The sequence below is a fragment of the Plantactinospora sp. KLBMP9567 genome (genome assembly GCF_033446045.1).
Taxonomy (GTDB): domain Bacteria; phylum Actinomycetota; class Actinomycetes; order Mycobacteriales; family Micromonosporaceae; genus Plantactinospora.
The window spans coordinates 227,623-244,139 of record NZ_JAWQRR010000026.1 but is presented as its reverse complement, the minus strand read 5'-3'; the positions used below and the strand labels follow the sequence as shown (position 1 = coordinate 244,139).

General features: G+C 69.5%; 19 protein-coding genes and 1 tRNA gene. 14 read left to right on the top strand and 6 right to left on the bottom strand.

Translation table 11 applies throughout. From position 1 onward, the window contains the following. The first annotated feature begins 24 nt into the window (after nucleotides 1-24). The 11 genes from R6Y94_RS21740 (at nucleotide 25) to R6Y94_RS21690 (ending at nucleotide 10,416) form a co-directional block, all read left to right on the top strand. A tRNA-Gln gene (locus tag R6Y94_RS21740) sits at nucleotides 25-95 on the top strand. Between the two features lie 73 nt (nucleotides 96-168). Beyond that, nucleotides 169-1,683 (top strand): bifunctional UDP-N-acetylglucosamine diphosphorylase/glucosamine-1-phosphate N-acetyltransferase GlmU, encoded by a 1,515-nt coding sequence (gene glmU, locus R6Y94_RS21735; RefSeq protein ID WP_412102832.1) that lies wholly within the window; start codon nucleotides 169-171, stop codon nucleotides 1,681-1,683. 51 nt (nucleotides 1,684-1,734) lie between these two features. After that, nucleotides 1,735-2,715, top strand: coding sequence for a ribose-phosphate diphosphokinase (locus R6Y94_RS21730; protein WP_318397708.1), 981 nt, complete (start codon nucleotides 1,735-1,737; stop codon nucleotides 2,713-2,715). A 440-nt stretch (nucleotides 2,716-3,155) separates the two neighbouring features. Next, nucleotides 3,156-3,845 (top strand): 50S ribosomal protein L25/general stress protein Ctc, encoded by a 690-nt coding sequence (locus tag R6Y94_RS21725; RefSeq protein ID WP_318397707.1) that lies wholly within the window; start codon nucleotides 3,156-3,158, stop codon nucleotides 3,843-3,845. Nucleotides 3,846-3,961: 116 nt separating this feature from the next. After that, nucleotides 3,962-4,552, top strand: a complete 591-nt coding sequence (gene pth, locus R6Y94_RS21720; protein WP_318397706.1) for an aminoacyl-tRNA hydrolase — start codon at nucleotides 3,962-3,964, stop codon at nucleotides 4,550-4,552. Between the two features lie 151 nt (nucleotides 4,553-4,703). After that, a complete protein-coding gene (locus R6Y94_RS21715) occupies nucleotides 4,704-5,567 on the top strand; it encodes an inositol monophosphatase family protein (RefSeq protein WP_318397705.1) in 864 nt (287 codons plus the stop codon). Between the two features lie 185 nt (nucleotides 5,568-5,752). Next, nucleotides 5,753-6,664, top strand: a complete 912-nt coding sequence (gene cysD / locus R6Y94_RS21710) for a sulfate adenylyltransferase subunit CysD (protein WP_318397704.1) — start codon at nucleotides 5,753-5,755, stop codon at nucleotides 6,662-6,664. Beyond that, nucleotides 6,664-7,953, top strand: a complete 1,290-nt coding sequence (locus R6Y94_RS21705) for a sulfate adenylyltransferase subunit 1 (protein ID WP_318397703.1) — start codon at nucleotides 6,664-6,666, stop codon at nucleotides 7,951-7,953. The genes cysD and R6Y94_RS21705 overlap by 1 nt, the downstream gene beginning before the upstream one ends. Nucleotides 7,954-8,015: 62 nt before the next feature. Further along, nucleotides 8,016-9,293 carry a VWA domain-containing protein gene (locus tag R6Y94_RS21700; protein ID WP_318397702.1) on the top strand — a complete coding sequence of 426 codons (1,278 nt, stop codon included), beginning with the start codon at nucleotides 8,016-8,018 and terminating at the stop codon, nucleotides 9,291-9,293. Then, complete coding sequence (locus R6Y94_RS21695) at nucleotides 9,263-10,129, top strand: peptidase (protein WP_412102831.1); 867 nt, start codon at nucleotides 9,263-9,265, stop codon at nucleotides 10,127-10,129. Before R6Y94_RS21700 ends, R6Y94_RS21695 begins: the two co-directional genes overlap by 31 nt. 98 nt (nucleotides 10,130-10,227) lie before the next feature. Further along, on the top strand, nucleotides 10,228-10,416 hold the full coding sequence (locus R6Y94_RS21690) for a hypothetical protein (protein ID WP_318397701.1): 189 nt from the start codon (nucleotides 10,228-10,230) through the stop codon (nucleotides 10,414-10,416). 27 nt (nucleotides 10,417-10,443) lie between these two features. On the opposite strand, the gene R6Y94_RS21685 is transcribed toward R6Y94_RS21690, so the two are convergent. The 5 genes from R6Y94_RS21685 to R6Y94_RS21665 are packed head-to-tail and all read right to left on the bottom strand — an operon-like array spanning nucleotide 10,444 to nucleotide 13,640. Beyond that, entirely contained in the window at nucleotides 10,444-10,908 is a 465-nt protein-coding gene (locus R6Y94_RS21685; protein ID WP_318397700.1) for a RidA family protein, read from the bottom strand. A 41-nt stretch (nucleotides 10,909-10,949) separates the two neighbouring features. Next, nucleotides 10,950-11,804 (bottom strand): hypothetical protein, encoded by an 855-nt coding sequence (locus tag R6Y94_RS21680; protein WP_318397699.1) that lies wholly within the window; start codon nucleotides 11,802-11,804, stop codon nucleotides 10,950-10,952. An 11-nt stretch (nucleotides 11,805-11,815) separates the two neighbouring features. Further along, nucleotides 11,816-12,310: a hypothetical protein gene (locus R6Y94_RS21675; RefSeq protein ID WP_318397698.1), complete on the bottom strand. Its 495-nt coding sequence runs from the start codon at nucleotides 12,308-12,310 to the stop codon at nucleotides 11,816-11,818. A 17-nt stretch (nucleotides 12,311-12,327) separates the two neighbouring features. Beyond that, a complete protein-coding gene (locus R6Y94_RS21670) occupies nucleotides 12,328-13,278 on the bottom strand; it encodes a hypothetical protein (RefSeq protein ID WP_318397697.1) in 951 nt (316 codons plus the stop codon). Then, nucleotides 13,278-13,640: a hypothetical protein gene (locus R6Y94_RS21665; RefSeq protein WP_318397696.1), complete on the bottom strand. Its 363-nt coding sequence runs from the start codon at nucleotides 13,638-13,640 to the stop codon at nucleotides 13,278-13,280. Before R6Y94_RS21665 ends, R6Y94_RS21670 begins: the two co-directional genes overlap by 1 nt. 452 nt (nucleotides 13,641-14,092) lie before the next feature. Between R6Y94_RS21665 and R6Y94_RS21660 the strand changes: the two genes are divergently transcribed. Continuing rightward, nucleotides 14,093-14,467: a hypothetical protein gene (locus tag R6Y94_RS21660; RefSeq protein ID WP_318397695.1), complete on the top strand. Its 375-nt coding sequence runs from the start codon at nucleotides 14,093-14,095 to the stop codon at nucleotides 14,465-14,467. Between the two features lie 55 nt (nucleotides 14,468-14,522). Here the strand turns inward: R6Y94_RS21660 and R6Y94_RS21655 are convergent, their stop codons facing one another. Next, the gene (locus R6Y94_RS21655) at nucleotides 14,523-15,842 is read right to left on the bottom strand and encodes a hypothetical protein (RefSeq protein WP_318397694.1); all 1,320 of its coding nucleotides are present in this window, start codon (nucleotides 15,840-15,842) and stop codon (nucleotides 14,523-14,525) included. Nucleotides 15,843-15,872: 30 nt separating this feature from the next. On the opposite strand from R6Y94_RS21655, the gene R6Y94_RS21650 reads away from it, so the two are divergent. Next, complete coding sequence (locus tag R6Y94_RS21650; RefSeq protein ID WP_318397693.1) at nucleotides 15,873-16,016, top strand: hypothetical protein; 144 nt, start codon at nucleotides 15,873-15,875, stop codon at nucleotides 16,014-16,016. Nucleotides 16,017-16,187: 171 nt separating this feature from the next. After that, nucleotides 16,188-16,517, top strand: coding sequence for a hypothetical protein (locus R6Y94_RS21645; protein WP_318397692.1), 330 nt, complete (start codon nucleotides 16,188-16,190; stop codon nucleotides 16,515-16,517).

The window sequence follows — 16,517 nt, the reverse complement described above, 5'->3', positions numbered from 1 at the left end:
GGGCACTTTGTCCCTTTTGGGTGATCCCGGGTCGTCTAATGGCAGGACGTCAGGTTTTGGTCCTGATTGTAGGGGTTCGAATCCTCTCCCGGGAGCTTCGCCCATCGTCGCTGGCGCCTGGTTAGCATGGGGCCGCATACTGCCGGCCGTTACGACGGGAGCATTCTCGTGTCCCAGCCCCGCCTCCGCACCGTCGTCGTCCTCGCCGCCGGTGAGGGCAAGCGGATGAAGTCGGCGCTACCCAAGGTGCTCCATCCGATCCTCGGCCGCACCCTGCTCGGCCACGTGCTCGCGGCCGCCGCCCCGGTGTCGGCCGACCGCACGCTGGTGGTGGTCGGCCACGGTGCCGACCAGGTCACCGCGCACCTGCGCGAGGTCGCCCCGTACGCCGAGCCGGTGCTCCAGGCCGAGCAGCACGGCACCGGGCACGCCGTCCGGATCGCCCTGGAGAGTGCGCCGGACGCCGGGGGCACCGTGGTGGTGCTCAACGGAGACGTACCGCTGCTGCGGCCGGAGACCGTCACCGAGCTGGTCGCCGCGCACGAGGCCGCTTCAGCGGCGGCGACCGTACTCGCCGCAGAGGTGGCCGACCCGACCGGCCTGGGCCGGATCGTCCGGGGCGCCGACGGCGGGCTGGAGCGGATCGTCGAGGAGCGCGACGCCAGCGCTGCCCAGCGGGCGATCCGGGAGATCAACGCCGGGATCTACGCCTTCGACGCCGCGCTACTGCGCGACGCGCTGGGCAAGCTCTCCACCGACAACGACCAGGGCGAGGAATACCTGACCGACGTCTTCGGCCAGTTCGCCGCGACCGGCGAGACGGTGGCGGTGCACGTGGCGGCAGATGCCACCGAGACGCTGGGCTGCAACGACCGGGTCGAGTTGGCGGCGCTGCGCCGGCTGCTGCGGGACCGGGTCAACGAGGGCTGGATGCGGAGCGGAGTGACCCTGCTCGACCCGGCGACCACCTGGATCGACGTCACCGTCACGCTGGGCCGGGACGCGGTGGTCGACCAGAACACCCAGCTCTGCGGCGCCACCACGATCGGTCCGGAGGCGGCGGTCGGCCCGGACACGACCCTGATCGACACCACCGTCGGCGCGGGCGCCACGGTGATCCGGGCGCACGCGGTCGGCGCGGCGGTCGGCCCGGGCGCGAGCGTGGGGCCGTACGCGTACCTGCGGCCGGAGGCGACGCTGCGGGAGAAGGCGAAGGTCGGCACCTTCGTCGAGGTGAAGAAGTCGGAGATCGGCGAGGGGGCCAAGGTGCCCCACCTGACGTACGTCGGGGACGCCACCATCGGGGCGCGGGCCAACATCGGCGCCGGGACGCTCTTCGTGAACTACGACGGGGTCAACAAGAACCACACGGTGGTGGGTGAGGCGGCCTTCGTCGGCTGTGACACCAGCCTGGTCGCGCCGGTCGAGGTGGGCGCCGGGGCGTACGTGGCGGCGGGCAGCGCGGTGACCAAGGACGTACCTCCCGGGGCGCTCGCGATCACCCGGGCCCAGCAGCGCAACATCGACGGCTGGGTGCTGCGCCGCCGGGCCGGCACGAAGTCGGCGGCGGCCGCGGAGCGTGCCGGACAGGGGGCGCCGGGCGCAAGCGAAGGTGAGCCACTGCACGGGGGCTCCGTAGCGGGTGAAGGTCGTCCGGCCTCGGGAGATACTGCAACCGAATAGTCTCTGGCCCAACGCCGGGTGACCCACCGACAAACGGGAGCAGACGAGCCGATGGGCAGCATCGTCGCCGAAAATCGCAAGAGTCTGATGCTCTTCTCCGGAAGGGGATTTCCGGAGCTGGCAACGGAAATCGGTGAGGTGCTCGGGGTGGCGCCGACACCGTCCGACGCGTACGAGTTCGCCAACGGTGAGATTTTCGTACGGTTCAAGGAGTCGGTGCGTGGTTCGGATGCCTTCGTGGTGCAGTCCGTCACGCACGGTGTGAACAAGTGGGTCATGGAGACCCTGATCATGATCGACGCGCTGAAGCGCGGCTCGGCCAAGCGGATCACCGTCGTGTTGCCGTTCTATCCGTACTCCCGGCAGGACAAGAAGCACCGCGGCCGGGAGCCGATCTCGGCGCGGCTGGTGGCGGACCTGCTCAAGACGGCCGGCGCCAACCGGATCCTCACCGTGGATCTGCACACCGCGCAGATCCAGGGATTCTTCGACGGGCCGGTGGACCACCTCTTCGCGATGGACATCCTGGCCGAGTACGTCCAGCGCAAGTACGCCGGCCGCCCGATGACGGTGGTGGCCCCGGACTCGGGCCGGGTACGCGTGGCGGAGCGCTGGACCGACCGGCTCGGCGGCTGTCCGCTGGCGTTCATCCACAAGACCCGGGACCCCTCCAAGCCGAACCAGGTGGTGGCGAACCGGGTGGTCGGGGACGTCGAGGGTCGGGTCTGCCTGATCGTCGACGACATGATCGACACGGGTGGCACCATCTGCAAGGCGGCCGAGATCCTGCACGAGGCGAAGGCCGCGGACGTGCTGGTGGCCTCCACCCACGCCCTGCTCTCCGACCCGGCGACCGAACGGCTGAAGAACAGCCGGATCAGCGAGGTGGTGGTGACCAACACCCTGCCGCTGCCGCCGGAGAAGCAGCTCGACAAGCTCACCGTGCTCTCCATCGCGCCGCTGCTGGCCCGGGCGATCCGCGAGGTCTTCGACGACGGCTCGGTGACCACCCTCTTCGGCGGCCTGAGCTGACGGCCTGTTCGGCGGGCTGAGCTGACGGCCTGTCCGGCGGGCTGACTCGACGGCGGAGCCTGTCAGGCGGGCTGAACCTCACGGCGCCGTCTGCCCGGCCGGCTTGACTCGGCGCCCTGTCGAGTCGGTCGAGGGGCCCTCCACAGGCCGCAGGCGTGAGCCTGCGGGGGCGCCGGGAGGTGGAATTGGCGGATGGCGAATGGCGCCAACCTGCCTGGGTGGGGACCGCCGCAAAGCCGCATCGGGGCTCGGGTAGACTGGTGCGGTTGCCACGGCGAGGGTGCCTGCGGGCCGCTGAAGCAAGCGCCGCACGGATGCACCGTCATCGACGCGGTGCTCCGGGCAGTGGCCACACGCAAAGCCCCCAGCGCGCCCTTCGCCCTAGCACCGCCAACCGCCAGCCGACGTAGCGCCGCAGTGACCGTATCAGGAGTCTTCCCGTGTCCGAGGTAAAGATCAGCGCCGAGCCCCGCACCGAGTTCGGCAAGGGTGGTGCCCGTCGTACCCGCCGGGCCGGTAAGGTGCCCGCCGTGCTGTACGGCCACGGCGAAAAGCCCAAGCACATCGCGCTACCCGCGCGTGAGTTCGCCGCCGCCATCCGGCACGGTGGCGCCAACCAGTTGTTCGCGATCGAAATCAGTGACGGCACCCAGGCGCTTGCACTGCCGAAGGCCATCCAGCGTGATCCGATCAAGGACACTCTCGAGCACATCGACCTGCTGCTGGTCCGGCGGGGCGAGAAGGTCACCGTCGACGTGCCGGTGCACCTGACCGGTGAGGCGGCCAGGGACACCCTGGTCGTGCACGAGCAGAACACCCTCTCGGTGAGTGCCGACGCGACCCGGCTGCCGGAGAGCTTCGAGGTCTCGATCGACGGTCTCGAGGTCGGTTCGCAGGTGACCGCGGCGGACGTACGGCTGCCGCAGGGTGTGGAGCTGGTCGCCGACCCGGAGCAGATCCTCGCGCTCGTCAGCCAGGCGCCGACCGCCGAGCAGATGGCGACCGAGGCCGGTGAGGAGCCGACCGAGGAGGCCGAGGAGGAGGCCGGAGCCGAGGGCCCCGGTGCCGAGGCCGCCGAGGCCGAGGGCGACAACCAGGGCGCGCCCGCGCAGGCTGCCGCGGAGGCCTGAGCGACAACCGTCTGACAGGCGCCCCCGGACGTTCGGGGGCGCCTGTTTCCGTACTGTGACGTCGGCGGGACTGTGACGCCCAGCGGGCCGGGAAGCAGAACTGGGGGAAGAGCGGCGTGGCGGAGGAGCTTCATCCGTGGTTGCTGGTCGGGCTCGGCAACCCCGGCAAGGAGTACGCGCGGCACCGGCACAACGTCGGCTTCATGGTGGCCGACCTGCTCGCCGAGCGGATCGGCGCCAAGTTCGGCCGGCACCGCCGGGCGGTCGCCGAGGTGGCCGAGGGGCGGCTCGGCTTCGGCGGGCCGAAGCTGGTGCTGGCGAAGCCGACGACCTACATGAACCTCTCGGGCGGCCCGGTGGCGGCGCTGGCCCAGTTCTACAAGGTGCCGGTCGACCAGGTGGTCGCCGTGCACGACGAGCTGGACATCCCGTACGGGCAGATCCGGCTGAAGCAGGGCGGTGGCGAGGGCGGGCACAACGGGCTGCGGTCGATGTCCAAGTCGCTGGGGACGAAGGACTACCTGCGGGTGCGGTTCGGGATCGGGCGGCCGCCGGGGCGGCAGGACCCGGCCGACTTCGTACTCTCCGACTTCTCCTCGGTGGAGCGCAAGGAGCTGGAGTTCCTGGTGGACCGGGCGGCCGATGCGGCGGAGACGGTCGTGACCCGTGGCCTGGAGTGGGCGCAGAACGCGTACCACGGGACCTGACCAGCGACGGACGGACCGCATCGGTGTGGCGGACTGCCGGTCCACCCGCATTCGCATCGAGACCGGTAGTCTTCTCGCCGCGGGTGAGGAGGCTGACGATGATGATCTCGTGTCCGACGACCGGCGAAGCCGGCTCCCTGGGGGTGTGCTGATGGCCGCGCCGCCCGTGATCGACGGCGAGTTCGCCCGCTGGTTGGCCGGTCGAGCCGGCCAGGCGCTGCTGGAACTCCGGGCCGAGCTGGGCTTTTCCGACCCGGGCGCGCTGAAGGCGGCCGGCGACAAGGTCTCGCACGAACTTCTTCGCACCGAGCTGGCCCGCTGGCGACCCGCCGACGCGGTGCTCTCGGAGGAGGACGAGGGCGCCCGACTGGCCTGGGCCGCCGAGGCCGAGCCGGAGGTGGCGCCCCGGCTGGCCGCCGACCGGGTCTGGATCATCGACCCGCTGGACGGCACCCGGGAGTTCTCCGAGGAGGGCCGGGCGGACTGGGCGGTGCACGTGGCGCTCTGGTCCCGCCGGGCCGGCACCGCGCACAAACTGGTCGCCGGCGCGGTCGGGCTGCCCGCCCAGCACCGGGTGCTCGGCACCGACCAGCCGCCTGCGTACCCGCCGATGACGCTGCCGGCGGCGCCCGACGGTACCGGATCGACCGGCCCGGACGGCATCGGCCGGCGGATCAGGCTGGCCGCGAGCCGGAGCAGGCCGCCGGTCTTCCTCACCGACCTGGCCGCCGAACTCGGCGCCGAGCTGGTGCCGATGGGGTCGGCCGGCGCGAAGATCGCCGCCGTGATCAGTGGCGAGGTCGACGGGTACGTGCACGCAGGCGGCCAGTACGAGTGGGACTCGGCGGCTCCGGTCGCTGTGGCGACGGCCACCGGGCTTTTCGCTTCCCGAATCGACGGATCCGCGTTGAAATACAACCAGGCCGATCCCCGCCTGCCGGATCTGGTGGTGTGCCGTAAGGATCTCGCTCCTCGGTTGCTCGCAGCGTTGCAGCGGCACCTCCAGGTACCGTAGACCGGGACATGAAGACTTAACCGATCGGGAGGGTCTGGAAATCCCATGCGAGCAGCACCTGCGAGGGCCGGCACGAGCGGGCACCGCGAACGGACCGGCCAGCGGGCCAGCGCCCTTGCCGACCCCGCCGATCACGCCAGCGCCGGGAAGCCGGATTCCGCCGGTGAGCGCGGCGAGGTGGCGCCATGACCTCGCCGGCGGCCTACCGGGTCTCCCATCTCGACGCCCTGGAAGCCGAGAGCATCTTCGTCATCCGCGAGGTGGTGGCCGAGCTGGAGCGGCCGGTGCTGCTCTTCTCCGGGGGCAAGGACTCGATCGTCATGCTCCGGCTGGCCGAGAAGGCGTTCGCGCCGGCCCGGATCCCGTTCCCGGTGATGCACGTCGACACCGGGCACAACTTTCCCGAGGTGCTGGAATACCGCGACCGGCGGGTGGCCCAGATGGGGCTGCAACTGGTGGTGGCCAGCGTGCCGGAGGCGCTGGAGTCCGGGCTGGTGCAGGAGCCGGCCGACGGGGTACGTAACCGGATCCAGACGCCGGTGCTGCTCGACGCGGTGGAGAAGTACCGCTTCGACGCGCTCTTCGGCGGTGCCCGGCGGGACGAGGAGAAGGCCCGGGCCAAGGAGCGGGTGTTCAGCTTCCGCGACGACTTCGGCCAGTGGGATCCGAAGAACCAGCGCCCCGAGCTGTGGTCGCTCTACAACGGCCGGCACCATCCGGGCGAGTCGATCCGGGTCTTCCCGCTCTCCAACTGGACCGAGCTGGACGTCTGGCACTACATCGCCCGGGAGCAGATCGGGCTGCCGTCGATCTACTACGCCCACCAGCGGGAGGTCGTCGAGCGGGACGGCATGCTCTACGCAGTCAACGAGTTCATCTCGCCCCGGGCCGGCGAGACGCCCTTTGTCGAGCAGGTCCGCTACCGCACCGTCGGCGACGCCTCGTGCACGGCCGCGGTCCGGTCGGCGGCGGACACCGTCGAACTGGTGATCGAGGAGGTGGCCGCGACCCGGATCACCGAACGCGGCGCCACCCGGGGCGACGACCGGGTCAGCGAGGCGGCGATGGAAGACCGCAAGCGGGAAGGGTACTTCTGATGACGGCGACCGCGGTCCCCACCGAGACCCGTGCGATGGACCTGCTCCGGTTCGCCACCGCCGGCAGCGTCGACGACGGCAAGTCGACCCTGATCGGCCGGCTGCTCTACGACACCAAGTCGCTCTTCACCGACCAGCTCGAAGCGGTCGAGGCGGTCAGCGCGGCCCGGGGCGACGAGTACACCAACCTGGCGCTGCTCACCGACGGGCTGCGGGCCGAGCGCGAGCAGGGCATCACCATCGACGTGGCGTACCGGTACTTCGCCACCCCCCGGCGGAAGTTCATCATCGCCGACACCCCCGGGCACATCCAGTACACCCGGAACATGGTGACCGGGGCATCCACGGCCGACCTGGCGCTGATCCTGGTCGACGCGCGTAAGGGGCTCGTCGAGCAGTCCCGCCGGCACGCGTTCCTCTGCTCGCTGCTCCGGGTGCCGCACCTGGTGCTCTGCGTCAACAAGATGGACCTGGTCGACTGGTCCCAGGAGATCTTCGAGCGGATCGCGGACGAGTTCACCGCGTTCGCGGCCAAGCTGGACGTGCCGGACCTGACCGTGGTGCCGATCTCGGCGCTGCACGGCGACAACATCGTCTCCCGCTCCGAGCACACCCCGTGGTACGAGGGCCCGTCGCTGCTGCACCATCTGGAACACGTGCACATCGCCAGCGACCGCAATCTGGTCGACGTACGGTTCCCGGTGCAGTACGTGATCCGTCCCCAGTCGACCACGGTCACCGACTACCGGGGCTATGCCGGGCAGGTCGCCTCCGGGGTGCTCAAGCCGGGCGACGAGGTGCTGGTGCTGCCGTCCGGGTTCACCAGCCGGATCGCCTCGATCGAGACCGCCGACGGCCCGGTCGAGCAGGCGTTCCCGCCGATGTCGGTAACCGTGCGCCTCACCGACGAGATCGACATCTCCCGGGGCGACCTGATCTGCCGGCCGACCAACGCCCCGGCGGTGGCCCAGGACATCGAGGCGATGATCTGCTGGATGGACGAGACCAAGCCGCTGCGGGTCGGCGGCAAGTACGCCATCAAGCACACCACCCGGTCCGCGCGGGCGGTGATCCGCAACCTGCGGTACCTGCTGGACGTGAACTCGCTGCACCGGGACGAGTCCGCGACCGAGCTGAAGCTCAACGAGATCGGCCGGGTACGGCTGCGCACCACCGTGCCGCTGCTGGCTGACGAGTACCGGCGCAACCGTACGACGGGCGGCTTCATCGTGATCGACGAGTCGACCAACCGTACGGTCGGGGCCGGCATGATCGTCGAGGCCGGTTGACCATCCCGCAATGCGCCGGGGCGCGACGGCTAGTGACGGTTGTTGATCACTAGGATGCTCGGGTGCTCAACGGATCACGATCCTTCTTCGTCCTTGTAGGACTGTCCACTGTCCTCTGTCCACTCGCGGCGGTGCCGGCGCTCGCCGCCGAGCCCGAACCTTCCGCCGAACCTCCCCGGGTCGAGCTGGTGCTCGACGTCAGCGGCTCGATGCGGGCCGCCGACATCGGCGGCCGGAGCCGGATCTCCGTCGCCCAGCAGGCGTTCAACGAGGTGGTCGACGCACTGCCGGACGACACCCAGCTCGGCATCCGGGTCCTCGGCGCGACATACCCGGGCAAGGACAAGGCGGTGGCCTGCCGGGACACCCAGCAACTCGTACCTGTCGGGCCGGTGGACCGGGCGGCCGCGAAAAGTGCGATCGCCACGCTGCGGCCCACCGGGCACACGCCGATCGGTCTCGCGCTGCGCGAGGGCGCCCGGGACCTCGGCACCGAGGGCGGCAACCGGCGAATCGTGCTGATCACCGATGGTGAGGACACCTGCGCCCCACCGGACCCCTGTGACGTGGCCCGGGAGCTGGCGGCCCAGGGCACCAAACTGGTGGTCGACACCCTCGGCCTCGCCCCCGACGAGAAGGTACGCCGGCAGTTGCTGTGCATCGCCGGCGCGACCGGCGGGACGTACGCCGCCGCGCAGACGCCTGAGCAACTCACCAAGCGGATCAGGCAACTGGTGCGGCGGGCCGAAGACACCAACACTCCCGCCCCGGCGCCGGTCGCCGGCGGTCGGGAGTGCGCCGGTGCGCCGCTGCTCGGGCCCGGCGTCTACACCGACCGGGAGAAGCCCGCCGAGCACCGGTGGTACCGGGTACCGGTGGCCACCGGGCAGGAGCTGCGGGCGGCGGTCAGCGTGGCGCCGGACCGCCCGGTCCAGCGCGACTACGGGGTGCTGCTGCGGGCGACCGCCGCCGACGGGCGGGAACTCGTCCGGGGTACGGACGCGGGCAGCGGGCGTACCGACGTACTGTCCGCCGGATTGCGCTGGTCGGCGGGGGAACCGGGGTCGTCGCCGAGCCCGGCGACAGGCGAGGACGCCCGGCCCACCGAGGTCTGCCTGGTGATCAGCAACTCGTTCGCCCCGGTCGATCGGCAGGCCGGGCAGCCCGGGTTGCCGTTCGAGCTGGTCGTGGACGTGGTGACCGCCTCGGACACGCCCGACGCGCCGGGGCTCGGCCGGGGCTGGCTACTGCTGCTCGTGCTGGGCGCGGCCGGTTTGCTCACCGGCGTGTTGGCGGGCTGGTTGACCCGGTGGTGGATCGCGACCTGGAGGACGAACTGATGGGTACCCGGATTCGACCCGCCGCCGTCGCGGCGGCCCTGGCGGTGCCGGCCGTCCTGCGGTTGCCGGCTGTCCTGGTGTTGCTGGCCGTCCTGCTCGGAGTGCTGTCCCCGGCCTCCGCACTCGCCGCACCCACCCCGTCGCCCGGGGCGACTCCGCTGGACCGGGCCGGCACGTCGTTCCTCACCGCCGCGCCGGTCACCGCTGGCCAGCCGGTACGCCTCGACGCCTCCACCGGCGACTACCTCTACTGGTCGTTCCCGGGGGCGGCCGGCGACGTGACGGAGATCGCGGCCACGCTTCGCTTTCCGACCGGTGCGAAGCGGTCCGGCCCGTCGACGTGGAGCATCGAGGTGTTCGACGGGCTGCGGCGCAGGCAGGCGTGCACGGCCGGCGCGCAGACGCCGACCGTCGCCAAGGACGCCTCCGAGGTACGCCTCGACTGCGTGCTGCGCCGGGTACGGTCCTGGGCCGAGCCGTGGTCCGGTGACCCGCTGCCCGGCACGTACTACGCCAAGCTGTCGGTCGTCGAGCTACCCGAGGCGGACCTCGGGCTGCCGGTCGAGGTCGACCTGCTGCTCGGCACCACGGACGGTGGCGCCGACGCCGACGACGGCGAGTTGCGGGCGCCGCTGGCCCCGCCGGCCCGGCCCGGCGCGGTGCTGACCGCGACGGACGGATCCGGCGCGTCGCCCAGCCCGGCGGCGGCCGACGACAACGACGCCTTCGACTGGGTGCCGGCGTTCTCGACCCGGTGGATCTGGACGACGGTGGGCGGGGTGCTGGCGGCGGTGGCCGGAGTCTTCGGGTTCTCGCTGACCTGGCGCCGCCGCTGACCTGCCGGGGTCCTTCCCCCGACCGGGAAGGGCCCCGGAGCGCCGGCTACCGAGCGCTGTACACCGATAACCCGAGCGCCTAGGTTGTTGCCAGGGAGTTGCTGGAGGAGTTGGCGGACCTGGCCCGGGGTGGCGGTGGGACGGTGTGGCTGCTCTGCCCGATGGAGGATCCGGGGCAGCTTCCCCGGCTCGACGCCACGGTGGTGCCGGTGGCCCAGGACGAGTGGGTCACGCTGCCGGACGCCTGGGTGGCGAACGAACACCGGAATCGTCGACATCTGCGGTGACGGGTGCCGGGAGCCGGCCCGATCGGTTCAGCGAAAGGGTGCGGCAGCCAGGGCATCCACCTGCACCCGGAAGCTGGGACCGACGAGTCCGGCGACGAAGAGGATGCTCAGGGTCGGTGCGTGGCCGTCGAGCCACTTGGCGAGTTCGGCTCGCAGCGGATCCATGTCGGCATCGCCAACGAGGTAGATGGTCAGCTTTACCACGTCGTAGACCAGCAGATCGGCGGTGATGAGGTTCTGTCGGACGTTTTCCAGCGCGACCCCCAGCTGTTCGATCTGGCCGTCTGGTGCGTATCCGTCCGGTCGAATTCCGAACTGGCCGGATAACGCCAACCAGCGGCCCCCGTGAACCTCGGCCTGGTGGTGGAAGCCGGCGATGGGTGGATGGACCCGTCGCGGTGACGGGTTCCGAAATGTTACGGATCTCCACAGCCGTCGACTCCATGGACGACGGTCCACCGGCTCCTCGCCCGGCGGCGTCACGTTGAACATCTAGCGTCCTCACGTCGGCCAGACGACCACTGTCATCCAGGTCAGTTGACGGGCTGGGTCGGACCCGGTGGCAGATCGCTGCTCGGAGTCAGATCACAGTAGGCGCTGAGGTCGGTACGAGCCAGATCCGCATCCGGCAGCTTGCTGTCGAACACCTGTGCCGTCGCGGTGAAGCCGCCCGACGCACAGAATTCCGGATCCCGAACAGGGTAGTATGAGCCGCCGACCACGGCTCCGCCGGCATCGCGGAACACGATGCCCATGCCCCGACTGCCGAGCTTTCGGCAGACGTCTGAATCCGCCGCGAGATATATGGTGACCCTGCCGTCCTGTGCTAGCGGCGGCTTCTCAGTGTTGAGGCGGGCGATGATCGCCGGGAATGTCCCTGTGTCCGCTGCTGAAATCCACTGGGTTTGGACAAGCTGCAGACTTGCCTGGGCAACGTGGATCCAGTTCCCGGTCCGGTTGAAGCTGGCCCGGTCCAGAAACGCGTAGGTGCCGATCACTGCTCGCTCACCGGGCCGGATGATCGGGATTTCGAAGAAGTAATTGAACCGCTCGGCCTCCCCAAGCGCGTAGCTGCCATCCGCCTCAAAGGCGCCGAAGATTCCACGGGTCTGATATGCCACCTGGGAACTCGTATTTTCGACGACGGCGCCGATGCTGACCTCACCCTGGTTCGTGATCTGCGTGAAGCCGGTCTCGGTCACCGTGACGGCACCGCTCGATGGCGCCGCGATCGTCGCCCGGTTGTCGCCGCTCGGCCTCGCCGAGGTCACCCCGCTAACTACCGGGTATGGGCAGGCCGCAGTCTCCGGGTCCTCACCCGGCCGCAGTACCCACCACAGGCCCGCCGCCATCAGCAGCACGACCACGAGCGCGCCTGCGAGCAGCATCCTCCGGCGTCTCACTGGTACACCTGCACTTTCAGTTGGTTGACTTGCTGGAGTTGGTTGCTGATCAGGCGGGTAGCCGCGACCTGCAACCCGGCAAGGAAGGAGCGCTCGCTGTGCGCCTGGAGCGTTCCGGCGGCGAGCTGGACCCTCCACTCCTGCATGCCGCGCACCGAGACCACGATGCGGTCGTCGTCCGAGCAGCCGACGGCGAGCAGCTGGGCGCGCTCCTCGTGGAACCGCTCGTCTTCGTACGACGAGATGGATTCGTCGGGGTGGACGTTGAACTCCGCCATGCTTGTTCGGAGCGCCCGCTCCCGGGCCGTCCACAAAAGCCGGGCCAGGCCTTCGAGTTGTCGCTCGAGTTGTCGCTCGTTTGCCTGGTCGTAGTAGCCGGACGAGAAGTAGATCTCGATGCTGTTGTGCCCGCGGACCTCGCCGTGAATCCCGCCCCCTGGTGCCGAGGCATGTACGTGGATGGCGTTGATCCGGTCCGCCATTGCGCCCATGGCTCTGGCCGTCCTTATCAGCTCGAAAAACCCAGCATGTCCTGGTCAGTGATGTTCTCCGGGGTTGCCTTCGCGAGTAGTGGCCGCTTCGGCACGAACGCCTCCCGTTCGTCCCAGACCAACGCGTTAACGCCGCTGAACGCCGCCGCGATCTTGCCTTCCTGTTCAACGATCCGGGCGATCAGTTCCTTGACCCCGCGATCGACCTCGCGGATCACGCCGTCCGCCGTCGATGCCTCGAAGCGCCGGTTTTCCGGCGGATCGTCTTTTATGAAAAGAGAGGAACCCCCAGCTACTTTGTCGGCCACGGTGAGACCGACGACAATGCCGGCACCGGCGGCCGCGAGCGACACGGCGGCGACGCTCGCCACTGCGGCGACCACCGTGAACGCCACCGTCCAGTTGTCCTTGCTGCACCGCTGCGGCATGTTCTCCAGTACCTCGATGGCCTGATTGACAATATCCGCGACGTTCTTGCGGGCCTCCGTCCAGATGGCCTTTTCCTGCTGGATGAGCTTCATGGAGGCGGCCACGGCGTTGAACTGGCTGGCCTGTTGAACGGGAAGCTTGTCGAGATATTGCGACTTGAACTCACGCGCCGCCGCGCCACTCCAGCTCGCCAGGTTGTCACCTACCGTGGTTACCCCGGAGAACTTGTTGTTATTCGCTGCAGTGAGCTCGAGGTCCGAATCCGGTGCGTTCTGTGTGGTCATCAGTACCGTAGCGCTCTGCTGCAGGTCAGCGAAGATGCCGTCAAAATTCTCCGGCCTTGGCATATCAAGGAACGGATAGAACATGGCCGGTACGCCAGCGAACGCTGCCTCGATAGCGATGACGTCCTGCTTCTGCTGGCCGGACTGGGCTTCGGGCAGGGGCGGGATCGCCGCCTGCTCGCAGGCCGTCTTGATGGCCGCTTTGCGCAACGCCTCCGCCCCCGCGGCAAGGTTCTCGTACGTGAAGCCGGCCATCAAAAGCGCCCCTGCCCGGCATCGTCCTTCATCGCGTTGAACTGATCCATGGCTGCCTGGTCCGAAGCGTCATAGTTGTCAGCGGCCATCTTGAGGGCTTGTCCAGCCAGCTCCAGGTTGCTCTGGCTGTCCCGGAACACGGCGGACATCGTCATCCGAAGCTCGGCGAATGCCCGCTGCGCCGGCCCGTAGCCACCACCGCCGATCTCGGCCGGACGGGAGAAGTAGCCGTCCCCCGACTCCGTCTGGCCGAAGCACTTGCCCGCCTCGGCGAACTGCTGCGCCACTTCCGGCAGCGATCGTTCGCCGGCGACCCACAGCTCGTAGAGGTCCACTCCCAAGTCACTGCCGGATTTAGGCACGCCACTCCTCCTCCGCTGGGGCGCCTGGAGCGGAGGGCGCGCCGAGCCTCCTGCCCGGCTCGGTTGTCTCCATGATCCCGTTACCCCCGGTTACAGGTGAAATCGCCTCGGAGGTTATAGCACGAAGCGCGACCGCCTCGTCACCCTAGAGTCGCGCACCTGTGGATAACTTCGATGTCCGCACCACCCCGACCCTCCGATCAGGATCCGTCTTCCTAGGCGGCGTCCCAGGTCAGTTCCTCGCCGCCGGTCTCGTGGTACCCGGGCAGCAGTTCGTACTCCATCTCAACGGCGGCACCTGGAAGTCGGAACCATGTCTAACCCGGAGGTATGTGTGTCACCGGGAGCAGGTTGAACACATGTTGCGCGACTGACATTGCTGGCCTACGGTGCCAACCGCACTTGTTGATCATGTGAGTGCTGATCGGGTTCATCGAAGGAGAACGACAACCGTGCACCTGGAAACGAAACAGCCCGGCTGGAAGGCCGGCGCGGTGCGGCGGATCGCCGCGGCCGTGGCGTTGGCTGCCGTGGCGAGCCTGGGCGTGGTCGTCGTCTCGGCCGCACCGGCGGAGGCGATCCCGTCCAACTGCAGCAAAATAGTCAGGACGCGGAGCAACGCCGCGGTGTGCAAGTCCGGCAGCGGGTATTACCGGGCCTGGGCTCGCTGCACGAACCAGTCGAGCAAGAAGGCGACCTACCGGTACGGCTACTGGCGGAGCGTGGGGAGCATCGCTTCCAACGCGAGCTGCACCAGCGCCGAGGCCATCGTGAGCTCGAGCCGTGATGCCGGCATCACGACGACCGACTACCTCCCGCCGTACTGACAGGCCGTTCCTACCGGGAAAGACCTCCGGGGCCGTCGAGCCGTACGGTAGTTGATCAGAGGATGTTCTCCCGCCCTGGCTCTCCGGCCAAGTCCGCGCCGATCTCCTGGATGAATTCCTGTTCCAGGCCGGCCAGGGTCGCGGTGCGTTCGCGGATGAAGCCGTCGCGGTCGTCGGCGAGCAGCCGGGCCAGCGCGGCCGGCGGGATGCCGTGGCTGACCGCCACCGACCGCAGCCGGTTCGGCGGCAGGTCGAGCAGGGCGTCGCGTACGGGGGTGCCGGGCGGGGTGGGCAGGACGATCCGGTTGGCGATGCTGGACGCGTCCCGGATACCCGTTACGACCCGGCGGCAGGCGGCAGCCCCGGAGCGGGCCAGCAGGTCGTCCAGCTCGATCGGCTCACTGTCCAGCCCGTGGCGCTGGCCGAGGTGGTTCAGCTCCCAGAGCAGGAAGGCGCGTACCCGACCGTCCTCGGTGTCGAAGCGTTCCGGCAGCGGTTGAACGTATTGCCCCTGGGAGCTGAGCCCGGCCCGGCCGGTGGCGAAGGCGCCCAGCTGGTGCAGGGCGCGACGGAGCTGGAAGGCGTTGCCGCCGACGAAAAGCGTCGACCATGAGGTGCTCCAGAACCGCGCATCAGGGCACGGGTCTGAACGCCGTCCGGGGTCGGGCCGGTGGTGGAAGAAGAGCGCGAGCAGCATGAGCTGCTGCGGGTACGGCACCAGCCAGGCCACCGGCACCCCCACCTCGTACCGGAGGAACCGGACCGCCCGGTGCAGGGCGACCTCGGCCTGCGCGACGACGCCGTCGAGGGTCTTGCCGACCCGGTCGGCGAGAGCGGTCCAGCGGGCGCCCTGCACGTCGTCCTCGCCGGCGATCGCGACGATGGTCTGGAAGACCGGTTCCGCGGCGGTGTCCCCGAACCCGCTGTCGGCGATGCTCTCCCGGATCGACGCGATCCGGTCAGTGAGGGTTTCGTCGTGCCTGGCCCGGTAGGTCAGCGCGGAGACCATCTGGTCCGGGCTGATCTGCCGGCCGTTGCTGTTGACCGGGGAGAACGCCTCGACCGCGTGTTCCAGGTCGCCCCCGAAGAGCCGGATCACCGAAATCTTGTACGCCTTGATCCGCTGGGCGACCTGCTCGGCCTCGTCGACCAGGGCGTCGGAGTTCTCGGCCCTGGTCAGGTCGCGGGCGAGGCGGCGGGCGTGGGCCAGGAAGTTCATGGTGCGCAGTACCGCCTGCATGGCGAGCAGGTTGGCCGGCGGGGCATGCTTTCCCCAGTGCTGGAACAGCAGGTCGCGCTGGTCCGGGGCGCCGAGCGTCCGGTAGATCCACCACTGCCGGTCCCGGCCGGTGCCGGCCGGCTCGGGGCGGTGCACGGGGGTGCCGAAGAGGGTGGAGAGTTGCTGGTGCCCGTCGAGCAGGTACGCGACCGGACCGTCGGGGGCGGGCGGGACCTCGATGCCGGCGACCGGTCGAGGGTGGGCAGGGAACGGCTGGTCTTCCAGACCAGCATGCTGCCGATCGGGTACCCGCGCTCGATGCTGTCGTAGAGGTCGAGCATCTGCTGGGGGTGCCACACATAGAAGCGGGCAACCCGGAGCCGGCCGGCGCGGACCTCGTCGAGGAGCATTTGTGGCGGCGAGCCGAGCAATTTCTGTCCAAAGGTATTAGTCGAACTTCCTAGCCTGGATGCTGGCCGCCCAGCGGTAGCGTGGACAGGCATGGGGGAAGAGGTGCGTGCCGATCCGGTGGAAATCGCCCGGGTCGCGCAGTCCTATCTGGACAACTCGGCCGAACTGGCGTCCGCGCTGCGTGCGGTGCGCGCCGACGCCGTGATCTCGCCGGCCGACTTCGGGCGGGTCAGCCCGGCCGGCCAGCTACAGGACGCTTACAACACTGTGGCGGGCAGTGCCGGTACGGCCGTCGAGCGCGTCATCGGCGTGCTGGAGGTCGACAACGAGAGCCTGCTCCAGGTCGCCTTCGCCTACCGGCAGGCCGACGAGCGAGCGGCCGAGCGGCATCGCCGCGAACATCCCAACATCCCGATCTAG

Excerpts from the sequence above, each read along its gene's own strand:
- R6Y94_RS21680 (WP_318397699.1), bottom strand. The coding sequence starts at position 11,804 with ATGCTGCTCGCAGGCGCGCTCGTGGTCGTGCTGCTGATGGCGGCGGGC.
- R6Y94_RS21675 (WP_318397698.1), bottom strand. The coding sequence starts at position 12,310 with ATGGGCGCAATGGCGGACCGGATCAACGCCATCCACGTACATGCCTCG.
- cysD (WP_318397704.1), top strand. The coding sequence starts at position 5,753 with ATGACCTCGCCGGCGGCCTACCGGGTCTCCCATCTCGACGCCCTGGAA.
- R6Y94_RS21670 (WP_318397697.1), bottom strand. The coding sequence starts at position 13,278 with ATGGCCGGCTTCACGTACGAGAACCTTGCCGCGGGGGCGGAGGCGTTG.
- R6Y94_RS21645 (WP_318397692.1), top strand. The coding sequence starts at position 16,188 with ATGGGGGAAGAGGTGCGTGCCGATCCGGTGGAAATCGCCCGGGTCGCG.
- R6Y94_RS21705 (WP_318397703.1), top strand. The coding sequence starts at position 6,664 with ATGACGGCGACCGCGGTCCCCACCGAGACCCGTGCGATGGACCTGCTC.
- R6Y94_RS21685 (WP_318397700.1), bottom strand. The coding sequence starts at position 10,908 with ATGTTCAACGTGACGCCGCCGGGCGAGGAGCCGGTGGACCGTCGTCCA.
- R6Y94_RS21715 (WP_318397705.1), top strand. The coding sequence starts at position 4,704 with ATGGCCGCGCCGCCCGTGATCGACGGCGAGTTCGCCCGCTGGTTGGCC.
- R6Y94_RS21730 (WP_318397708.1), top strand. The coding sequence starts at position 1,735 with ATGGGCAGCATCGTCGCCGAAAATCGCAAGAGTCTGATGCTCTTCTCC.